Origin of the sequence: Allobosea sp. NPDC003192 (assembly GCF_050275675.1) — a bacterium.
In the GTDB taxonomy this organism is placed as follows: Bacteria; Pseudomonadota; Alphaproteobacteria; order Rhizobiales; family Beijerinckiaceae; genus Allobosea.
Genome location: NZ_JBNNPK010000005.1, coordinates 106,107 through 125,231 on the forward strand (window position 1 = coordinate 106,107; position 19,125 = coordinate 125,231).

Sequence of the window (19,125 nt, forward strand, 5' to 3'; positions counted from 1 at the left end):
CACCATGATCTCATCGACATAGGTCAAACGATCCCGAGAGAGACAGCATGCGATCTGCGCTAGTGGCGCTCAGCCTGATGCTGGTTTCCGTGGCTGGCTACGCCGCCGAACCTTCCCCCGATGCTACCGTGCGCAAGGCCTATGAGGTCACGCAGAAGACGCTGGATGGCGGCGGCGAACCGCCCTGGCGGCCGCCGCATCGCGACGTGCTGATGAGCAAGGGCCTCGCGGCGCTGTTCGCCCGGGATGATCGCTACCAGGACGAGAGTGGCGATATCGGCCATGTCGGCGCCGACCCGTTCATCCAGGGCCAGGATGGCGAGGTGAAGAACCTCAAGGTGACGGTCACGCAGGCTCCGGCCGGCGGCAAGGCGCTGGTGACGGCGAGCTTCCGCAGCTTCGGCAAGGCGATGTCCGTGCCGTTCCGCATGGTCGAGGAGGGCGGGGGCTGGCGCATCGACGATATCGGCACGGGCAAGAACTCGGTCCGCCGCGAACTGGCGCAGCCCTATGATTGCGGCTCGTTCATGGGCAAACCCTGCAAGCGGTGAACGGCAAGCAGCTTGACCACGCGGTTGTCCGGGGAGTGCAGAGCGGTCTAGAACGCCCGCACATCTCGCAGAAGGACGACCATGGCCGGCGCCCACAGCATCTCCGTCCGCGTCTATTACGAGGACACCGACTTCTCCGGCGTCGTCTACCACGCCTCCTATCTGCGCTTCATGGAGCGCGGCCGCACCGAGTTGATCCGTAACCTCGGCATCGAGCAGCGCGAGCTCTTCGACGGCGACGCGGCGCTCGGCTTCGCGGTCCGGCGCATGCTGATCGATTTCGTCAGGCCGGCTGTGATGGACGATCTCCTCACGGTCGAAACCAGGCCGACCCTGGCGCGCGGCGCTACCATGGAGCTCGACCAGCGCATCATGCGCGGCGACGAGGTACTGGTCACGGCGCAGGTCAAGGTCGCCTGCGTCGGCGGCGGCAAGGCCCGGCGCATCCCGGACGTGCTGCGGCACCGCCTCGGCCTCGAAATCCTCTGATCGCTCCTGTGGTGGCTGGCATCGACGCTGGCGGATCGCCATGTTAGGGCCCGTAACATGAGCTGGAAGCGCAACGAGCCCGAGCAGCCGCGGGGATACCACCACGGCAATCTCAAGGAGGCGCTGGTCCGCGCCGCCCTCGGCCTGATCGGCGAGAAGGGGCCGAACGGCTTCACCTTCGCCGAGGCCGCGCGCATGGCCGGCGTCAGCCCGGCGGCACCCTACCGGCATTATCGCGATCGTGATGAGCTGCTCGCCGATGTCGCGGCCCGCGGCTTCGTCGCCTTCGAGACGGCGCTCGCCAAAGCCTGGGACAATGGCAGGCCCGATGCGGAGACAGCGTTTCACCGGCTCGGCCGTGCCTATCTCGCCTTCGCTCATGACGAGCCGGCCTTCTATTCGGCGATGTTCGAGGCCGGCGTGCCGCTCGACGCGAGTCCCGAATTGCGCGCTGCCGCCGACCGCTCCTTCCAGCAATTGCGCCAGGCGGCGGAAACGCTGATCGCAGCGCTGCCGCAAGGCAAACGCCCACCAGCGCTGATGATGGCGTTGCATATCTGGGCGATGTCGCACGGCGTCGCCGCCCTGTTCGGCCGCGCCGATGCCGGCCGGCGGCCACTGCCGATGTCAGCCTCCGACCTGCTCGAAGCGGGAATGCTGATCTATCTCAAGGGCCTGGGCCTGCCGCCCGAGCAGGCGGGCTGACTTCACCTCGAAAATTTTGATCCGGCCGTCTTGAAAGGCTTGGCAGTTGCGTCCAGATATGTGAATGTGATTTACATTCACACGGTCGGCGAGGGCCGGATCCGATCGGGTTGGATACCTGATCGGTGAATCCGTCCCTCACTTCAGATGGAGACCGTTTTGCCGATCAGCTTGCCGAGCAAGCTGGTCGGAACGGGCTCCGAGCCGAACGGGAGGTTGGCCGGCAGCGGCATCCGTCGCTGCCATTCAGGTTCGAGAGGAATCGATGCCGATCGTCGCGAAGCTTGATGAATACGGAAAGGGAGCCTGGATCGCGTTTGCGGTGCTCGGCTTCATCATCTTCTGGCCGCTGGGTCTGGCGACCCTGGTCTTTCTTTTCTGGAGTGGACGCATGGGACATGGTTGCGGACAGGCTCGCTACGAGCACCGAATGAGCCGCCTGCAGGACAAGATGGAGCGCCTGCGCGAGCGCATGGGCGGCGCCCAGCAGTGGGGTGGCCGCGGCGGCTTCGGCGGCTGGGGCCGCGGCCCGTCGTCGAGCGGCAACCGTGCCTTCGACGAATATCGCGACGAGACGCTGCGTCGCCTCGAAGACGAGCAGCGCGAATTCCATGATTTCCTCGGTCGGCTGCGTATGGCCAAGGACAAGGCCGAGTTCGACGAGTTCATGAACGAGCGTCGTCGCAACGGTACCGGCACGGATACTGTCGAAAGCGCCTGATCGCCCCTTTTCAGAGCTGTCGACCGTTGGCGACCCGCCTCCTCACGGAGGCGGGTCGTTCGCGTTTCCGCATGCGCGATGACCGATGATTGCTCCGGTTTCGGCTTTGTCGGCGGCTGGCGTGCCCGCGCTGCGCGGGACAGCTGCAAGGCCGTCATAACGCGATATTAACCATGCAGGCCCTTAACCTTGACGCCGACTTAACGGGACACAAGGCCTTTGGCGCACGGGAACATCGCCGTTTGGCCCATCTTTCGCCGAATTCAGCGGCAATTGGTGTCAATGGCATATCCCCGGAGCGCAGAAACGGGCGGCGGCGCGAGTTTCGCGGCGCGAAGAACAGGCTGCGCGGGGCCGCACTCGGTTTCGCGTCGGCCAGAGCCGGCTTCGACCAGGCGCTAACAGCTTGGCCGGTCGGGCTCGAGAGAGAAGGATGACAGGATGAACCCCGCCGTGGAGATCGCGCAGGCCGCGCCGCAGATCGACATGTCGTTCTGGACGCTGTTCTGGCACGCCCACATCGTCGTCAAGCTGGTGATGATGGGGCTGCTGGCCGCCTCGATCTGGTGCTGGTCGATCATCATCGACAAGACCTTGCTCTATCGCCGCACGCGCCAGGACATGGATGCGTTCGAGGAGGTGTTCTGGTCGGGCCGCTCGCTCGAGGAGCTCTATCGCGACCTCGCCAACCGTCCGGTCAACGACATGGCCGCCGTCTTCGTCGCGGCGATGCGTGAATGGAAGCGCTCCTTCGAGAATGGCGGGCGCTCGGTGGCGAGCCTGTCGGCGCGCATCGACAAGGTGCTCGACGTCACCATCCAGCGCGAGGCGGAGCGGCTCGAATCGAAGCTGCTGGTGCTCTCGACCATCGCCTCGGCGGCGCCCTTCATCGGCCTGTTCGGCACGGTCTGGGGCATCATGAACTCGTTTACCGCGATCGCGGTCTCGAAGAACTCCTCGCTCGCCGTCGTCGCGCCCGGCATCGCCGAGGCGCTGTTCGCCACCGCGATCGGCCTGTTCGCCGCGATTCCCGCGCTGATGGCCTACAACAAGCTGCAGGCCGAGGTCGCCAAGGCGCAGAACCGGCTCGAAGCCTTCGCCGACGAATTCTCCGCGATCCTGTCGCGGCAGATCGACGAACGTCTGGCGGCGTGAGGGTCTGAAGCATGGGCATGTCAGCCGCAGCCGGCGGGAAGGCCGGGGGACGCCGCGGGCGCCGGCCTCGTCGCCACGGAGCCATCGCCGAGATCAACATGACGCCGTTCATCGACGTCATGCTGGTGTTGCTGATCATCTTCATGGTCGCCGCGCCGCTGATCGCGACCGGCGTGCCGATCGACCTGCCGCAGACCGGTGCCAAGCCGATCAATGTCGATCAGAAGCCGATCACCATCGCCATCGACGACAAGGGCCAGATCTTCCTGCAGGACCAGCCGACGCTCGAGCCCGACCTGGTGCAGAAGCTGCAAGCCATCGCCAAGCAGGGCACGGACGAACGCATCTATGTGCGTGGCCATAAGCAGGTCGACTACGGCCGTGTCGCCTCGGTGATGGCGACGATCACCAGTGCTGGCTTCAGGCGGGTGGCGCTGGTCACCGAGCCGAACACGCATTGAACGAGGGGGCCCAGTCGCGTTGATGGTGTCTCGCTCCGAACCGGGCTTGGCGGTTTCCGCCCTGGGCCACGCGACCGTTCTGGTCGCGGGGCTGCTGGCCTTTGCCGGTGCGACGCCGCTGCCTGAGCATCAGGAAGCGATCGCCGTCGAAGTGATCGATCCTTCGGCGCTGAACCAGGTGACGCGCGGCGAGCGCCAGGCCGAGAAGGTGCAGGAGCAGCCGCAGCAGCGGGCCGAGCGCCAGTCCGAGATCGTCGAGCGCAAGGAAGCGGGCGAGGCCAAGCAGGACACGCCGGCGCCGCCCTCGCGCCCGCCCGAGCTCAAGGTCGCCGACGACAATGCCGCGGCACCGCTGCCGCCGGCTCGGCCCAATCTGCCCAAGCCCACGCCGCCGGCCGAGCCGGTGAAGCAGCCGCAAAAATCCGAGCAGGCTGCCGCGCAGGAAGCCGAGCAGCGCCGCGAGGAATTGGCGAAACTCGCTGAAGAAGCGGAGCTCGAGCGGAAGGCGAAGCAGGCCGAGCAGGAGGCCAAGGCCGCCGCCAAGGCGAAGGCCGAAGCCGAGGCGCAGGCGCGCGCCGAGGCGGCCAAGGCCGCCAAGCAGAAGGCGGAGGCTGAAGCCAAGGCGAAGGCGGAGGCCGAGCACAAGGCCAAGCTCGCGGCGGAGGCGAAGGCCAAGCGCGAGGCGGAAGCCAAGGCCAAGCGCGAAGCCGAGATCGCCAAGAATTTCAACGCGAACGACATCGCCAAGCTGCTGCAGTCGAAGGAGCAGGCGCAGTCGTCGGGATCGAGTGCACCCCAGATCAACCGCACCGCCTCGCTCGGCACCCAGACCGGCTCCTCGCAGAAGCTCTCGCCGTCGCTCAGGGCGCAGCTGATGGGCATCATCCAGGACCAGCTGCAGAAGTGCTGGAACGTGCCGATCGCGCTGCAGAGCGCCTCGAAGCCGGTGGTGCCGCAGGTGCGGATGAAGCTCAACACCGACGGTTCGCTGATGGGACAGGCGAGCGTGACCAATTCCTCCCCCGATCCGCTCTTCCGGCTCGCGGCGGATTCGGCGCTGACGGCGACGCGCCGTTGCTCGCCGCTGCGCATTCCCGCGCAATTTGCCGCCTATTACGACGATTGGCGCGACGTCATCGTGAATTTCGACGCCAGGGACGTGCTGTGACCGCCATGGACCGTATTGATCATTCCGCTCTTCGTCCGGCCGATACCGCCGCCGGGCTGACCCGTCGACATGCGCTCGCACTGGCCGGCTCGGGTCTGGTCCTGCCTGCACTGGTCGCCCCGGCCCGGGCCGAGCTGGTGATCGACCTGCGCAAGGGCACCTTCCAGCCGATGCCGATCGCGGTCGCCGATTTTGCCGGCGAGGGCGGGGCCCTGGTCTCCGGCATCATCACCAACAATCTGAAGCGTTGCGGCTACTTCCTGCCGATCGAGAAGGCGCGTCACCCGGAGAAGAATCCTCCCTTCGACGCGGCCCCGCAGTTCGAGGCCTGGAAGGCCGCTGGCGTCCAGGCGCTGGTTATCGGGCGGGTCTCGCGCGATGGCGGCCGGCTCCGGGCCGAATTCCGGCTCTGGGACGTGGTCGCCGGCCAGCAGATCGACGGCCAGCAATATTTCACCGACCCGAACAATTCCCGCCGTGTCGGCCACATCATCTCGGACGCGATCTTCACCAAGATCACCGGCGTCGGCGGCTTCTTCGACACCCGTGTCGTCTTCGTCGACGAATCCGGTTCGAAGGAGAGCCGGCGCAAGCGCCTCGCCATCATGGATCAGGACGGCGCCAATGTGCGCTACCTGACCGGTGGCGAGACCTCGGTGGTGACGCCGCGCTATTCGCCGGTGGCCCAGGAAGTGACCTATATGGCGCAGCGCACCGGCGAGCAGCCGCGCGTGCATGTGCTCAACATCGAGACCGGCCAGCGCCAGGTCGTCGGCAACTTCCCCGACATGACCACGAGCCCGCGCTTCTCGCCGAACGGCGCGCGCATCGCGCTCAGCCTGCAGCAGGGCGGCAACGCTAATCTCTATGCGATCGACATCGGCTCGCGCACGACGCAGCGGTTGACCTCGACTTCGGCGATCGACACCTCGCCCTCCTATGCGCCCGATGGGTCGCAGATCGTGTTCGAGAGCGACCGTGGAGGCTCGCAGCAGCTTTACGTGATGGGCGCCGGCGGCGGTGAGGGCAAACGCATCTCCTTCGGTCAGGGCTCCTATTCGCAGCCCTCCTGGTCGCCGCGCGGCGACCTCATCGCCTTCACCCGCCAGGGCGGCGGCAGCTTCGCGATCGGCGTGATGAAGCCGGACGGTTCGGGCGAGCGCATCCTGACCGAAAGCTTCCACAACGAGGCGCCGAACTGGGCCCCGAACGGACAGTACATCATGTTCTTCCGGGATCCCGGCGGACAGTCCGGCGGCAAATTGTACATGGTCGACATCACCGGCCGGGTCGAGGTGCCGGTGCCGACGCCGTCCTTCGCCTCCGATCCGACCTGGTCGCCGTTGCTGACGGCGGCGCGCTAGCGCCTGTCACGCTGATGCAGGAATGCAACATCGCCGAACGGCCGGGTTTCCGGCCACATTTGGTTAACCATACGCCGCAATGCCGCCACTTCGCCTTGTTCTGGCAAGGTCTCGTTTAGGTTGACACATCATTGATTGGGATAACGCGTGACGCCGCCCGGCGCGCTCCGCGCCCGACATTCGGAGAGAATTGACATGCTCGCCTCCTTCGCCGCCAGCGCCCGCACCGTGCGCATCGCCGCCGCCCTGACGGGCGCGCTCGCCCTCGGCGCCTGCGCCAAGGACCAGAATGCCGATGGTTTCGGCGCCGGTGGCGCCGCCACCCCGGGCAGCGCCCAGGACTTCGTCGTGAACGTCGGGGACCGCGTCTTCTTCGAGACCGACTCGACCGACCTGACCCCGACCGCGGTCGCGACCCTCGACAAGCAGTCGGGATGGCTGCAGCGCTATCCGCGCTACACCTTCACGATCGAAGGCCATGCCGACGAGCGCGGCACCCGCGAGTACAACTATTCGCTCGGCGCCCGCCGCGCCCAGACGGTCCGCGACTACCTGGCTTCGCGCGGCATCCCTGGCAACCGCATCCGCACCATCTCCTACGGCAAGGAGCGGCCGGTCGCGGTCTGCAACGACATCTCCTGCTGGTCGCAGAACCGCCGCGCCGTGACGGTGCTCGACGGCGCCGGCGGCGTCTGATCCGGCCGCTCGATAGAGGCTTGACGAAGCCGGCGCTTACCGCAAGGAAAGCGCCGGCTTTTCCATATTTTGGCCGCGGTATTCGCGTGTGATAGCGTTGATCTACGGGGCGATGCGGTTTGCTTGATATGAGCTTTGTGACGACTTCGATTTCGGGCCGGAAGCGGCCCTTGCTGCGGCATGCCCTGCTTGCCGGTCTTTCGGTGCTGGCGATCGGCCTGATCCAGCCTGCCGTCGCGCAGGATGCGGCCGATCTCGTGGTGCGCACCAGCCGGCTCGAAAACCAGCTGCGTCAGCTTTCCGGCCAGATCGAGCAGTTGCAGTTCGAGAACCGGCGCCTGACGGAACAGCTGCGCAAGATGCAGGAAGATGTCGACTTCCGCTTCTCGGAGCGCGGCGGCCAGCGTGGCGGCGCAGCGCCGGCGCCCCAGGCCACCCGCCCGGCCAATCCGCCACCGCCGCAGCCGGGGCGCGAGCGCCGCGGCGACGCTTTCGACCCCGCCGGGCAGCCCGGTGCAGCTGGCGCGCCGCGCCAGCTCGGCCAGGTGATCGACGAGGAATTCGCCGGAGATCAGGGGCAGGGCCCGATGGACCTCTCCAGCGTCGGTCGTCCGGTGCCGGACGGTGCGCTGCCGTCGGCGACGCCGCGCGGCCCCAGCGTCGCGGCGACCGGGCAGGCGGGCAGTCCGCGCGAGCTCTACGACGTCGCCTACGCCCATGTGCTGCGCAAGGAATACGAGCGCGCCGAAATGAGTTTCCGCGAGTTCCTGCAGAGCTATCCGCGCGACCGCCTGGCGGCCGATGCGACCTTCTGGCTCGGCGAGAGCTATTTCCAGCGGCGGCGCTATCGCGAGGCGGCCGAGCAGTTCCTGAAGATCTCGCGCGATTTTCCGAAGGCAGGCAAGGGCGCCGACAGCCTGCTCAAGCTCGGCATGTCCCTGAACGGGCTCGGTGCGCGCGACCAGGCCTGCGCCACCTTCGCCAAGGTCGGCGTCGACTATCCAGGCGCCTCGAACGCGGTGCGCCAGGGCGTCGAGCGCGAGCGGCAGCGCGCCCGCTGCGCTTGACCGCGGCGTCGACAGACCGGCCAGAACCTCGGCCCCTGACGGCGGCGGACGCCGCCGTCCTGTTTCATTCGCTCGCTGGCGATGAAGCGCTGATCGTCGCCGTATCGGGCGGGCCGGATTCCGTCGCCCTCCTCGCGCTGCTGGCCGAGTGGGCCGGCCAGGGGCGCCCGCGTCTCGTGGCGGTCACCGTCGATCACGGCCTGCGCCCGGAGGCGGCGCGGGAGGCGCTGATGGTCGGCGAACTTTGCGCCGGGCTCGGCGTCGAACACCGCATCAAGCGCTGGCTGGGGGATAAGCCGCAGACGGCGCTGCAAGAGAAGGCGCGTGCCGCGCGCTATGCGCTGCTGGCGGAGGAGGTGCGGGCGTTCGGTGCGACGGCGATCGTCACTGCCCATACCGCCGACGATCAGGCCGAGACCCTGTTGATGCGCATGGCCGCCGGCTCCGGCCTTGCTGGCCTCGCGGGTATGGCGCCACGCAGCGCGGTGAGCGGGATCGTGCTGGCAAGGCCGCTGCTTGGAATCGTGAAAGCGCGGCTCGTCGCGACCTGCCAGGCGCGCGGACTTTCCTTCGCGAGCGATCCGTCCAATGACGACCCGCGCTTCACCCGCATCCGCTGGCGCCGGCTGCTGCCGGAACTGGCGGAGGCCGGCTTGAGTGCTGGGCGCCTCGGCCAGCTCGCCCATCGGCTGGCGCGAGCTGACGAGGCCCTGGACAGGCTTGCGCTCCGCGCCCTGGCCGCTCTGCCGGCCGGTGGCGGGGGCGGACAGCGCTGGTTCGATTTCGCGCGGCTCAGCCAGGAGCCGGAGGAGATCGTCATCCGGGGCCTGGCGCTGGTGCTGGCGGCGGCACAGGACAGTGATGCGGAGGCCGAGGTGCCACGGCGTCTGGCGCGGCTCGAGGACTGCACGCAGGCGCTGATCGCCGCGGCGCGCGAAGGTAGGGCGCTGCGGCGCACGCTCGGTGGCTTTCGCCTGTCGCTCGCGGGGAACGGCGTTTTGTCGCTCGCGCGTGAAGGCAGGAGAAGCCGAGGCGTTCACCCTGCGACGGTATAACCCTAAGAAGGGGCAGGCTTCCCTTGGCAAGGGGGCATGGCGGCCCTAGATTAAGCTGCGAAAACCACAGGCTCGCGCGGCAATTCCGCCGGCGAGCGGATCGGAACCATAATGAATCCGAACTTCCGCAATTTCGCCCTCTGGGTGGTGATCTTCCTGCTGGTTCTGGCGCTGGTCACCTTGTTCCAGAGCCCGAGCCAGCGCGCCAGCACCAATGAAATTCCCTACAGCCAGCTGATCAACGAGTCCGAGGCCGGCCGCATCGCCAATGTGGTGGTCGCAGGCCAGGAGATTTCCGGCACCTTCTCGGATGGCCGCAGCTTCGTCACCTATGCTCCCTATGGCGACCCGGCGCTGCTGAAGACGCTGGCGCAGAAGGGCGTGCAGGTCTCGGCCCGCGCCCCGTCCGAAGGCACGCCCTGGTTCATGGCGCTGCTCGTCAATTCGCTGCCCTTCGTGATCTTCATCGGCCTGTGGATCTTCATGTCCCGCCAGATGCAGAACGGTGCCGGCCGAGCGATGGGGTTCGGCAAGTCCAAGGCCAAGCTCCTGACCGAGGCGCATGGCCGCGTCACCTTCGAGGATGTCGCCGGCATCGACGAGGCCAAGGAAGACCTGCAGGAGATCGTCGAGTTCCTGCGCGATCCCCAGAAGTTCCAGCGCCTGGGCGGCCGCATCCCGCGCGGCGTGCTGCTGGTCGGCCCTCCCGGCACCGGCAAGACCTTGACCGCGCGCGCTGTCGCCGGCGAGGCGAACGTGCCGTTCTTCACCATTTCGGGCTCGGATTTCGTCGAGATGTTCGTCGGCGTCGGCGCCAGCCGCGTGCGCGACATGTTCGAGCAGGCCAAGAAGAACGCGCCCTGCATCATCTTCATCGACGAGATCGACGCCGTCGGCCGCCATCGTGGCGCCGGCCTCGGCGGTGGCAATGACGAGCGCGAGCAGACGCTGAACCAGCTGCTGGTCGAGATGGACGGCTTCGAGCCGAACGAGGGCGTGATCATCATCGCCGCGACCAACCGGCCGGACGTGCTCGACCCGGCGCTGCTGCGCCCCGGCCGTTTCGACCGCCAGATCGTCGTGCCGAACCCGGACGTCGCCGGCCGCGAGAAGATCCTGCGCGTGCATGTGCGCAAGGTCCCGCTCGCTCCCGACGTCGACCTCAAGGTGCTGGCCCGCGGTACGCCCGGCTTCTCCGGCGCCGACCTGATGAACCTCGTCAACGAGGCTGCCCTGCTCGCCGCCCGCCGCGGCAAGCGCATGGTGACCCATCTCGAATTCGAGGACGCCAAGGACAAGGTCATGATGGGCGCCGAGCGCAAGTCGATGGCCATGTCCGAGGAGGAGAAGAAGCTGACCGCCTATCACGAGGCCGGCCACGCGATCGTCGGCCTCTATGTCCCGGCCGGCATCCCGGTCCACAAGGCGACGATCATCCCGCGCGGCCGCGCGCTCGGCATGGTCAAGTTCCTGCCTGAGGGCGACCGTTACTCGATGAAGTTCAAGGAGTTCACCTCGCAGCTCGCGGTCGCCATGGGCGGGCGCGTCGCGGAGGAGATTACCTTCGGCAAGGAGAACATCACCTCGGGTGCTACCGGCGACATCCAGCAGGCGACCAAGATGGCCAAGGCCATGGTCACCCAGATGGGTTACTCGGACGAGCTCGGTCTCGTCGCCTATGGCGACCAGCAGGAGGAGGTCTTCCTCGGCATGTCGATGGGCCGGACGCAGAACCTGTCGGAGGCGACCGCGCAGAAGATCGACAGCGAGGTGCGCCGGCTGGTCCATCAGGGCTATGTCGACGCCAAGGAGATCCTCAGCAAGCATCATGACGAGTTCGTCGCGGTGGCCGAGGCGCTGCTCGAATACGAGACGCTGACCGGCGACGAGATCCGCGACCTGATCGCCGGCAAGCGCCCTGCGCGCGACGACGCCGACACGCCGCACGCCCCGCGTGGCTCGGCCGTGCCGAGCGCCGGCAAGGGGCGCAAGCGCGATGAGCCCGATGCCGGGCTGGAGCCGCAGCCGCAGGCCTGAGCGGGCTCGATATCGTCAGCCTGATCGGGAAGGGCGGCTTTCGGGCCGCCCTTTTCGTTGGCCTGTCCCCGCATTTCACTCCGGACCGCGCTACCGGAGCTTGACGGATACGGTCCGACACAATTTGTGAGAAGCTGAGCAGGCGAAGAGCCTGTATGAGCTGAAAAAAAGCAACAGTTCGGACAGGGCTCCGAGGGCATTCCTGATGACACGCAAATATTTCGGCACCGATGGCATCCGTGGGCGCGCCAACGGCGTGATCACGCCCGATCTGGCGCTGCGGGTGGGCCAGGCGACCGGCATCGCCTTTCGCCGCGGCGAGCACCGCCATCGCGTGGTTATCGGCAAGGATACTCGTCTCTCGGGCTACATGATCGAGAACGCGCTGGTGGCGGGCTTCACCTCGGTGGGCATGGATGTGCTGCTGCTCGGCCCGATGCCGACGCCGGCGGTGGCGATGCTGACCCGTTCGATGCGCGCCGATCTCGGCGTGATGATCTCGGCCTCACACAACCCGTACGAGGACAACGGAATCAAGCTGTTCGGCCCCGACGGCTACAAGCTCAACGACGAGCTTGAGACGGAGATCACTCGACTGATCGATTCCGATCTCGGCAAACAGCTCTCGCCCTCGGCACTGCTCGGCCGGGCCAAGCGCATCGACAGCGCTCATGCCCGCTATATCGAGTTCGCCAAGCGCACGCTGCCGCGCAATCTCGGCCTGGACGGCCTGCGCATCGTGCTCGATTGCGCCAATGGCGCCGCCTACAAGGTCGCTCCGGAAGCGCTCTGGGAGCTGGGCGCCGAGGTCATCACCATCGGCGACGAGCCCGATGGCTTCAACATCAACAAGGATGTCGGCTCGACCCGGCCGGAGGCGCTCTCGAGCAAGGTGCGCGAATTGCGCGCCGATCTTGGCATCGCGCTCGACGGCGACGCCGACCGCGTCCTGATCGTCGACGAGCACGGCCAGATCGTCGATGGCGACCAGCTCATGGGCGTGATCGCGCGCAGCTGGCAGGAGGACGGGCGGCTGTCCGCACCGGGCATCGTCGCGACCGTGATGTCCAATCTCGGCCTGGAGCGCTATCTGGCGGGCCTCGGCCTGTCGCTGGCGCGCACGGCGGTCGGCGATCGCTATGTGCTGGAGCATATGCGCGCCCACGGCTTCAATCTCGGTGGCGAGCAATCCGGCCACATCATCCTTTCCGACTACGGCACGACCGGCGACGGGCTGGTCGCGGCGCTGCAGCTCCTCGCGGTGGTCAAGCGGCAGGAGAAGCCGGTCTCCGAGGTCTGCCATTGCTTCGAACCGCTGCCGCAGATCCTCAAGAACGTTCGCTACAAGCAGGGGCGGCCGCTGGAGGAGAAGCCGGTGGTCAGCGCGATCAAGGCGGCCGAGCAATTGCTCGGCGAGAGCGGACGGCTGGTGATCCGCCCGTCCGGTACCGAGCCGGTGATCCGCGTCATGGCCGAAGGCGACGATCGCGACCTTGTCTTGCGCGCCGTCGACGAGGTGGTCGAGGCGGTGGCCAAGGCGGCTGCCTGACGCATTCCGTCAGGGCTTCTTGGCTGTGCTTCTTGCCTCGCCTGGTCGGGGCCGGAAGGACAGCGTGTTCTCGAAAGAGTGGTCCGCCTCGATCGAACGGGCTTCGTGAAAACTGGCCTCCGGAAGTTGAAACGCCAGCGTTTACGGTTCGATAGGGTTAGTTTTTAGGGTTAAGTGTCGTTTAAGAAATCCGTGGCAAGGTTTCCCCATCGGTAACTCGCGCGCACTCGAGTCCAGCTGCGCGCAAACTCGAAGGGACCTGCCATGGGCAGCCTGAAAACCCTTGCGCTCGCAGGCGCCATGGCATTGAGCGCCTCCGCCATCGCCAGCGCCGCAGACTTTCCGGTCGCCCAGCCGATGGCCCCGCCGCCGCCGCCGGAACTACGCGGCACGATCTCGTCGGGTATCTATCTGCGCGGCGACGTCGGTGTCGGCTACCAGCAGATCGACAAGTACGAGCAGGCGAACGTCCGCGCCGATGGCGGCACCTTCTTCGGTGCGACGGATCAGAACACGACCTTCTTCGGCGGCGTCGGTATCGGCTATCGCTTCAACAACTGGTTCCGTGTCGACGGCACCTTCGAATATCGCGGCGGTGGCTCGATCGGCGTCAATGACCGCATCGACTACACCAATGCTGTAGGTAATCCGGGTATTCTCACCAATACCTACAAAGGCAACCTGTCCTCGATGGTCGCCTTGTTCAACGCCTATGTCGATCTCGGCACGTGGAACTGCCTGACGCCCTATATCGGCGCCGGTATCGGCTTCGCGAGCAACCGGATCACCGGCCTGACCGACCAGGGCGCCAACTGGGTCGACACCACGACCGCCATCATCCAGCCGACGCTCGGGACCGCCAGCAGCGGAACCAAGACCGGTGTCGCCTGGGCCCTGATGGCTGGTGTCGGCTACGAGGTGAACAAGAACCTGACGCTCGAAGTCGGCTATCGCTATCTCAACCTCGGCGACGCCCAGTCCGGGCCGATCCGCAACGCTTTCCTGAACGACACCTACGCACCGCTGAAGGTGAAGTCGCTCGACAGCCACGACATCAAGATCGGCATGCGCTGGAACTTCGGCGATCCCGATTGCTGCGGCCCGGTCGAGCGCCCGGTCACCTACGCGCCGGCTCCGGTTGTCCGCAAGTACTGATCAACCGACATTTCCGATCGGAGAGCCGCGCGAGCCCCGCTCGCGCGGCTCTTTCTTTTCGGAGCCTGGCATCGGCCGGCGCATGCCTGATGCGATGTCGCCGCGGCCAGGCTGCCTTCGGTTGACATACTCCCTAGGAGTATCTTAGCCCTATGGCATGACAGGCCATGCCGCATAGTCCGGACGAGAAGAAGCGAGCCATCTCCCGGCTGCGCCGGATCAAGGGCCAGGCGGAGGCGCTGGAGCGCGCGGTCGAGGCGGGCGTGGATTGCAGCGCGCTGCTGCAGCAGATCGCTGCACTGCGCGGGGCTGCCAACGGGCTGATGGCCGAGGTGCTGGAAAGCCACCTGCGCGAGACCTTCGATCTTGCGCGGGGAGATGGACGTCGCGGCGGAGAAGAGGCCGGTTTCGAGCCCGAAGCCGAGCTCGACGGGATCATACGGATGCTGCGAACCTATCTGAAATAGGTGCGGGCAATGCTCTCAAGGAGGATGCTGAGATGAAGACACGTGCCGCCGTGGCCTGGGAAGCCGGCAAGCCGCTGACGATCGAGACCATCGAGATCGGCGGGCCGAAGGCCGGCGAGGTGCTGGTCGAGGTGATGGCGACCGGCATCTGCCATACCGACGCCTACACGCTGTCGGGGATGGACTCCGAGGGCAAGTTCCCGGCGATCCTCGGCCATGAGGGCGCGGGTATCGTGCGCGAGGTCGGCGCCGGGGTGACGACCTTGAAGCCCGGCGACCATGTCATCCCGCTCTACACGCCGGAATGCCGCAGCTGTAAGTCCTGCCTGTCGCGCCGGACCAATCTCTGCACCTCGATCCGCGCGACGCAGGGGCAAGGCCTCATGCCGGACGGCACTTCGCGCTTCTCCTGCGATGGCGGCGAGGTCTTCCACTATATGGGCTGCTCGACCTTCGCGAACTTCACCGTGCTGCCCGAGATCGCGCTCGCCAAGGTGCGCGAGGACGCGCCCTTCGACAAGATCTGTTATATCGGCTGCGGCGTGACCACCGGCATCGGCGCGGTGATCTACACCGCCAAGGTCTGGCCCGGGGCGAACGTCGTCGTCTTCGGCCTCGGCGGCATCGGCCTCAACGTCATCCAGGGCGCCCGCATGGTCGGCGCCGACAAGATCATCGGCGTCGACATCAACCCGGCCAAGCGGGCGATGGCCGAAAAATTCGGCATGACCGACTTCATCAACCCGGCCGAGATCGGCAACGACAAGGTGGTGCAGGCGATCGTCGACCTGACCGGGGGCGGCGCCGACTTCTCCTTCGACGCGACCGGCAACACCAATGTGATGCGCCAGGCGCTGGAATGCTGCCATCGCGGCTGGGGCGAGTCGATCATCATCGGCGTCGCCGAGGCCGGCAAGGAGATCGCGACCCGGCCGTTCCAGCTGGTCACCGGCCGCGTCTGGAAGGGCACCGCCTTCGGCGGGGCGAGGGGGCGCACCGACGTGCCGAAGATCGTCGACTGGTACATGGAAGGGAAGATCAACATCGACGACCTGATCACCCACAAGCTCTCGCTCGACGAGATCAACCACGGCTTCGACCTGATGCACGAGGGCAAGTCGATCCGCTCCGTCGTGGTCTACTGACGACGATCACGATCCTCCGGGAACGCCTGCACCTGATCCGGGTTGATCGGTGCAGGCGTTCCAGCGGGGACAGGTCATGGCAACGAAAGTCGCAGCGCTCGGAAATCGTTCCGTCTTCACCCGCCTGTCGCAGGCGACTGCGCATTGGGCCGGCAAGCCGCAGACCTTCTTCGTCGCGCTCGCCATCATCGTCGTCTGGGCGGCGTCGGGTCCGTTCTTCAGCTTCAACGATACCTGGCAACTGGTGATCAACACCTCGACGACGATCGTCACCTTCCTGATGGTGTTCATCATCCAGAACAGCCAGAACCGCGATACGGCTGCGATGCAGATCAAGCTCGACGAGCTGATCAACAAGCTCGAAGGCGCGCGCGAGGAACTGCTCGATCTCGAGGAACTCGACGAGGACAAGCTCGAGGAGATGCGGGCCGAGTTCGAAGAGCTGGCGCGCAAGGCGCGCGCGCTGCGTGAGAAGCGCACCTCGCCTTGAGATCGGCCGGCTAAAGCCGCATTGGGCTGGCTGGACGCCGATGGGCGTGACGCTATCTTTCCCTTGCGCAACGTGGCGCGAATCTGCCGGAGACGGACGCCATGCGGGAGGCTGGTTGGCGCGGGCTTGGTCTGGTCATGCTGGCCTGTCTCGCCGCAAGCGAACCTGCCGACGCGGCTGAGCCGCTTCTCGACGTCCAGGATGTCGCCACGCTCCGCCACCTCGAAACGGCAGGCTATGCACTGTCCGATGTTCTCGGCAGCAGGCGGGCGGAGAGCACGGCCGAACTCGCCAAGGACAGCACCGCTTTTCGCACCATCGCTGTCCAGGTCGGCGATGACGTCACCGCGCTGCGGGCCGAAATGCTGGCCAATGGCCGCAGGCTCTACGAGGTCACCGACGGCAATGTCGGCCGGGTCATCGACCTGCGCTGGTTGCGTTCGCCGATCGCCCGCTTCCAGCTGACGGCAATCGTCAACCGGCTCGACCGGCAGGACTTCGCTGCACTGCTGGGCGAAACCGGTTGCGGCGAGGTGCGCCTGATCTACCGGCTCGCCTATGCCTTCGACGATGCGAAGCTGAAGCGCCGGCTGGCCTCGCGCCTGCCGTTCACGCTCAATGCTGTGTTCAGCGTCAAGGCGGGCGAGGGCGGCTCCTGCCGCGAGGCTGCGCAGGCTTGGTCGATCGCGCCCAGCGGCGATCCGGCCGCGCTGGCTCGGCAACTCGCCAGCGGGCCGCTGGCGAAGGAGCGGATCAGCCTCAAGCAGGTCGAACTCAACGCCCAGATCGTGCGCTTTCCCTCTGGCATGGAGACCGAGTTCGGCGGGCAGGCGGCCTATCTGCAGCGCATCTTCGCTGCCTCCAAGAGCGAAGGCGGCCTCACGCTGAAACCCAAGCCGCTGGAGAACACGCCGGATGTGGCGAAGCTGAAGAGCGATGCGGCGCTCCGGCAGGGCCTGATCGACTATGTCAGGACCAATCTCCCGGCGATCGACCGCGGCGTCTACCAATTGCCCGAGCGCTTCCTGGCGACCAAGGCGATCTCCTATTCGACCTTCGGCAGTGCTCGGCTGGCCAATCATCCCTTCACCGAGGCCGTGCCGGCGAGCGCGCTGGCCGGGCTCGATTTCGGCAGGACCCGGCTGGTACGCAACGAGAAGGCGCTGCTGGAGCGGCTCGACAACGGCTCCTGCGTGGGTTGCCATCAGGCCGGCGCCACCGCCGGCTTCCACATGTTCGGGCTCGACGACGGCTCGACCTCGGCGTTGAACCGGATCAAGACCGGCATCTCCCCGCATGTCTATGCCGAAGGTTTTCGCCGCGCCGCCTATGTCGCAGCCGTCGCTGATGGCGCCGAGCCGGAGCGCTATCGCCCGCCATCCTTCGCGCCGCCGGCGAGCTGGCAGGCGGGCCGGAACTTCGCCTATCGACCGGCCGCGCTGACCATGCCCTGCCTGACGGGCGAGAGCGCGAAGGCCTTCGGCGAGGGTTGGGGCTGCGCCGCCGGCTCGGTCTGCAAGCCGCTGGTCGAGAGCAAGGCGGTCGGGATCGAGCTCGGCCAGTGCGTCAGGCTGGACGAGGCCCGCAATTTCTCCGGCCAGCCCTGCCTGACCGGGGCGATCACCACCGCCGTCGGCAAGCCCTATCTCGACCGCTATCGCAAGACCGGGCAGTTCGGCGCCTTCGCCACCGGCTTCTCGCAGACGGCCTTCAACTGCCGGCCGGCCAAGATCGGCGTTCCCGCCGGGATGGCCTATCGCCAGTGCACGCCGGCCGACCGGACCTTCGCCGGTTTCGCCAATGGCAAGATGCCGGACGAGATCTGCGGGCTCGCCGGCGGCAAGGCCTTCGACGATTGCGTCGCGACCAACCGGTTCGACGACTGCCTGTCGAAGGCGGTGACGCGCGGCAATCGCGGCACCTGCAGCGCGACGAGCTTCTGCCGCGAGGACTATATGTGCCAGGCGATTCCTGACGATGTGCCGGGCGCGACCACGACGGTCAGGGATTACGGCTTCTGCTCGCCGACCTATTTCCTGTTCCAGATGCGGATCGACGGGCATCCCGACCCGCAGGCGCGGCTGTAGCGGCTCAGGCCGCCAGCACGAAGTCGAAGCGGCCGAGCTGGCCGCCTTCGGCCGGGCGGAGAGTCATCAGCAGCTTCTGGTCGAACAGGCCATCACGGCGGTTGCCGGGCTCGTCCGGGAAATAGAGCTGGGTGGTGAGCACCGGGCTCTGCGCGCCCGCTCGTACCTTCACATGGAGATGGCGGGTGCGGCCGGTATAGAGCCCGGGCGTGCGGGTGACGAGCTGGTAGCGCCCCTGCTGGTCGGCGAAGAGATGGCCGCGGAAGCGGAAGCCGCGATTGTCGTATTGTCCGGATGTGTCGGCGTGCCAGAAATCGAGGAGGGCGCCGGGCACCGGTCGGCATTGCCGGGTCAGCACGAAGCCGCTCAGCACCAGCAGCGTGCCGTCGCCGTCGCTGCGCAGGTCGGCGCGCAGCGGCGAAGCCGGCGTAAAATAGGGGCCTTCGGTCTGGCGCGGCGTGGCGCTGGCGTGCCCCTCGCAGGCCGGTGTCGTCGGCAATTCGGCGCCTTGTGCGAATGCCTCGGCCGGGAGTGCGAGGCTCGCGAAGCCCGCAGCCGAGAGGCGCGCGAGCAGGTCTCGGCGACTTGGAACATCCGACATGGTTTCTCCCTTGCGATGTCGCCATTCTTGCCATGCGGCTGATGTCCGATTTCGGGCAAAGGCTGGGCCTCGCCTAACTGTGATGATGGCGGGGGAGGAAGAGACTCCTGTGGGCACATTGCATCCATGTGCCCACGCGCTGGCGACCTGTCGCGTTTTTCG

19 protein-coding genes are annotated in these 19,125 nt (G+C 66.8%); 18 read left to right on the forward strand and 1 reads right to left on the reverse strand.

All coding sequences use genetic code 11. From position 1 onward, the window contains the following. The first annotated feature begins 47 nt into the window (after positions 1-47). The 18 genes from ACQKLX_RS08990 to ACQKLX_RS09075 all read left to right on the forward strand — a co-directional run bounded on the left by ACQKLX_RS08990 (position 48) and on the right by ACQKLX_RS09075 (position 18,362). Positions 48-551 (forward strand): DUF3828 domain-containing protein, encoded by a 504-nt coding sequence (locus ACQKLX_RS08990; RefSeq protein ID WP_427361240.1) that lies wholly within the window; start codon positions 48-50, stop codon positions 549-551. 81 nt (positions 552-632) lie between these two features. Further along, the gene (gene ybgC / locus ACQKLX_RS08995) at positions 633-1,040 is read left to right on the forward strand and encodes a tol-pal system-associated acyl-CoA thioesterase (RefSeq protein WP_427361241.1); all 408 of its coding nucleotides are present in this window, start codon (positions 633-635) and stop codon (positions 1,038-1,040) included. Positions 1,041-1,097: 57 nt separating this feature from the next. Next, positions 1,098-1,745: a TetR/AcrR family transcriptional regulator gene (locus tag ACQKLX_RS09000; RefSeq protein ID WP_427361242.1), complete on the forward strand. Its 648-nt coding sequence runs from the start codon at positions 1,098-1,100 to the stop codon at positions 1,743-1,745. Positions 1,746-2,010: 265 nt separating this feature from the next. Continuing rightward, positions 2,011-2,466 carry a DUF2852 domain-containing protein gene (locus ACQKLX_RS09005; RefSeq protein ID WP_427361243.1) on the forward strand — a complete coding sequence of 152 codons (456 nt, stop codon included), beginning with the start codon at positions 2,011-2,013 and terminating at the stop codon, positions 2,464-2,466. 441 nt (positions 2,467-2,907) lie between these two features. After that, on the forward strand, positions 2,908-3,621 hold the full coding sequence (tolQ, locus tag ACQKLX_RS09010; RefSeq protein ID WP_427361244.1) for a protein TolQ: 714 nt from the start codon (positions 2,908-2,910) through the stop codon (positions 3,619-3,621). An 11-nt stretch (positions 3,622-3,632) separates the two neighbouring features. Further along, positions 3,633-4,082, forward strand: coding sequence for a protein TolR (tolR, locus tag ACQKLX_RS09015; RefSeq protein ID WP_427361245.1), 450 nt, complete (start codon positions 3,633-3,635; stop codon positions 4,080-4,082). Between the two features lie 46 nt (positions 4,083-4,128). After that, on the forward strand, positions 4,129-5,250 hold the full coding sequence (tolA, locus tag ACQKLX_RS09020) for a cell envelope integrity protein TolA (protein WP_427361246.1): 1,122 nt from the start codon (positions 4,129-4,131) through the stop codon (positions 5,248-5,250). Between the two features lie 5 nt (positions 5,251-5,255). Beyond that, positions 5,256-6,614, forward strand: coding sequence for a Tol-Pal system beta propeller repeat protein TolB (tolB, locus tag ACQKLX_RS09025; protein WP_427361247.1), 1,359 nt, complete (start codon positions 5,256-5,258; stop codon positions 6,612-6,614). Positions 6,615-6,809: 195 nt separating this feature from the next. Then, the gene (pal, locus tag ACQKLX_RS09030; RefSeq protein WP_427361248.1) at positions 6,810-7,310 is read left to right on the forward strand and encodes a peptidoglycan-associated lipoprotein Pal; all 501 of its coding nucleotides are present in this window, start codon (positions 6,810-6,812) and stop codon (positions 7,308-7,310) included. Positions 7,311-7,480: 170 nt separating this feature from the next. Continuing rightward, positions 7,481-8,377 carry a tol-pal system protein YbgF gene (gene ybgF, locus ACQKLX_RS09035; RefSeq protein WP_427361249.1) on the forward strand — a complete coding sequence of 299 codons (897 nt, stop codon included), beginning with the start codon at positions 7,481-7,483 and terminating at the stop codon, positions 8,375-8,377. Continuing rightward, positions 8,374-9,432 carry a tRNA lysidine(34) synthetase TilS gene (tilS, locus tag ACQKLX_RS09040; protein ID WP_427361250.1) on the forward strand — a complete coding sequence of 353 codons (1,059 nt, stop codon included), beginning with the start codon at positions 8,374-8,376 and terminating at the stop codon, positions 9,430-9,432. The genes ybgF and tilS overlap by 4 nt, the downstream gene beginning before the upstream one ends. Before the next feature lie 111 nt (positions 9,433-9,543). Continuing rightward, positions 9,544-11,469 carry an ATP-dependent zinc metalloprotease FtsH gene (gene ftsH / locus ACQKLX_RS09045; protein WP_092156102.1) on the forward strand — a complete coding sequence of 642 codons (1,926 nt, stop codon included), beginning with the start codon at positions 9,544-9,546 and terminating at the stop codon, positions 11,467-11,469. Between the two features lie 205 nt (positions 11,470-11,674). Continuing rightward, complete coding sequence (glmM, locus tag ACQKLX_RS09050) at positions 11,675-13,018, forward strand: phosphoglucosamine mutase (RefSeq protein ID WP_427361251.1); 1,344 nt, start codon at positions 11,675-11,677, stop codon at positions 13,016-13,018. Between the two features lie 264 nt (positions 13,019-13,282). Then, a complete protein-coding gene (locus ACQKLX_RS09055) occupies positions 13,283-14,173 on the forward strand; it encodes an outer membrane protein (protein WP_427361252.1) in 891 nt (296 codons plus the stop codon). A 167-nt stretch (positions 14,174-14,340) separates the two neighbouring features. Continuing rightward, positions 14,341-14,640, forward strand: a complete 300-nt coding sequence (locus tag ACQKLX_RS09060) for a metal/formaldehyde-sensitive transcriptional repressor (protein WP_427361253.1) — start codon at positions 14,341-14,343, stop codon at positions 14,638-14,640. Positions 14,641-14,672: 32 nt separating this feature from the next. After that, positions 14,673-15,785 (forward strand): S-(hydroxymethyl)glutathione dehydrogenase/class III alcohol dehydrogenase, encoded by a 1,113-nt coding sequence (locus tag ACQKLX_RS09065; RefSeq protein ID WP_377008800.1) that lies wholly within the window; start codon positions 14,673-14,675, stop codon positions 15,783-15,785. A gap of 76 nt (positions 15,786-15,861) precedes the next feature. Next, entirely contained in the window at positions 15,862-16,275 is a 414-nt protein-coding gene (locus ACQKLX_RS09070; RefSeq protein ID WP_427361254.1) for a low affinity iron permease family protein, read from the forward strand. A gap of 101 nt (positions 16,276-16,376) precedes the next feature. Next, positions 16,377-18,362, forward strand: a complete 1,986-nt coding sequence (locus ACQKLX_RS09075; RefSeq protein ID WP_427361255.1) for a hypothetical protein — start codon at positions 16,377-16,379, stop codon at positions 18,360-18,362. A gap of 4 nt (positions 18,363-18,366) precedes the next feature. On the opposite strand, the gene ACQKLX_RS09080 is transcribed toward ACQKLX_RS09075, so the two are convergent. Beyond that, positions 18,367-18,963 (reverse strand): dioxygenase family protein, encoded by a 597-nt coding sequence (locus ACQKLX_RS09080; RefSeq protein WP_427361256.1) that lies wholly within the window; start codon positions 18,961-18,963, stop codon positions 18,367-18,369. Between the last annotated feature and the right edge of the window lie 162 nt (positions 18,964-19,125).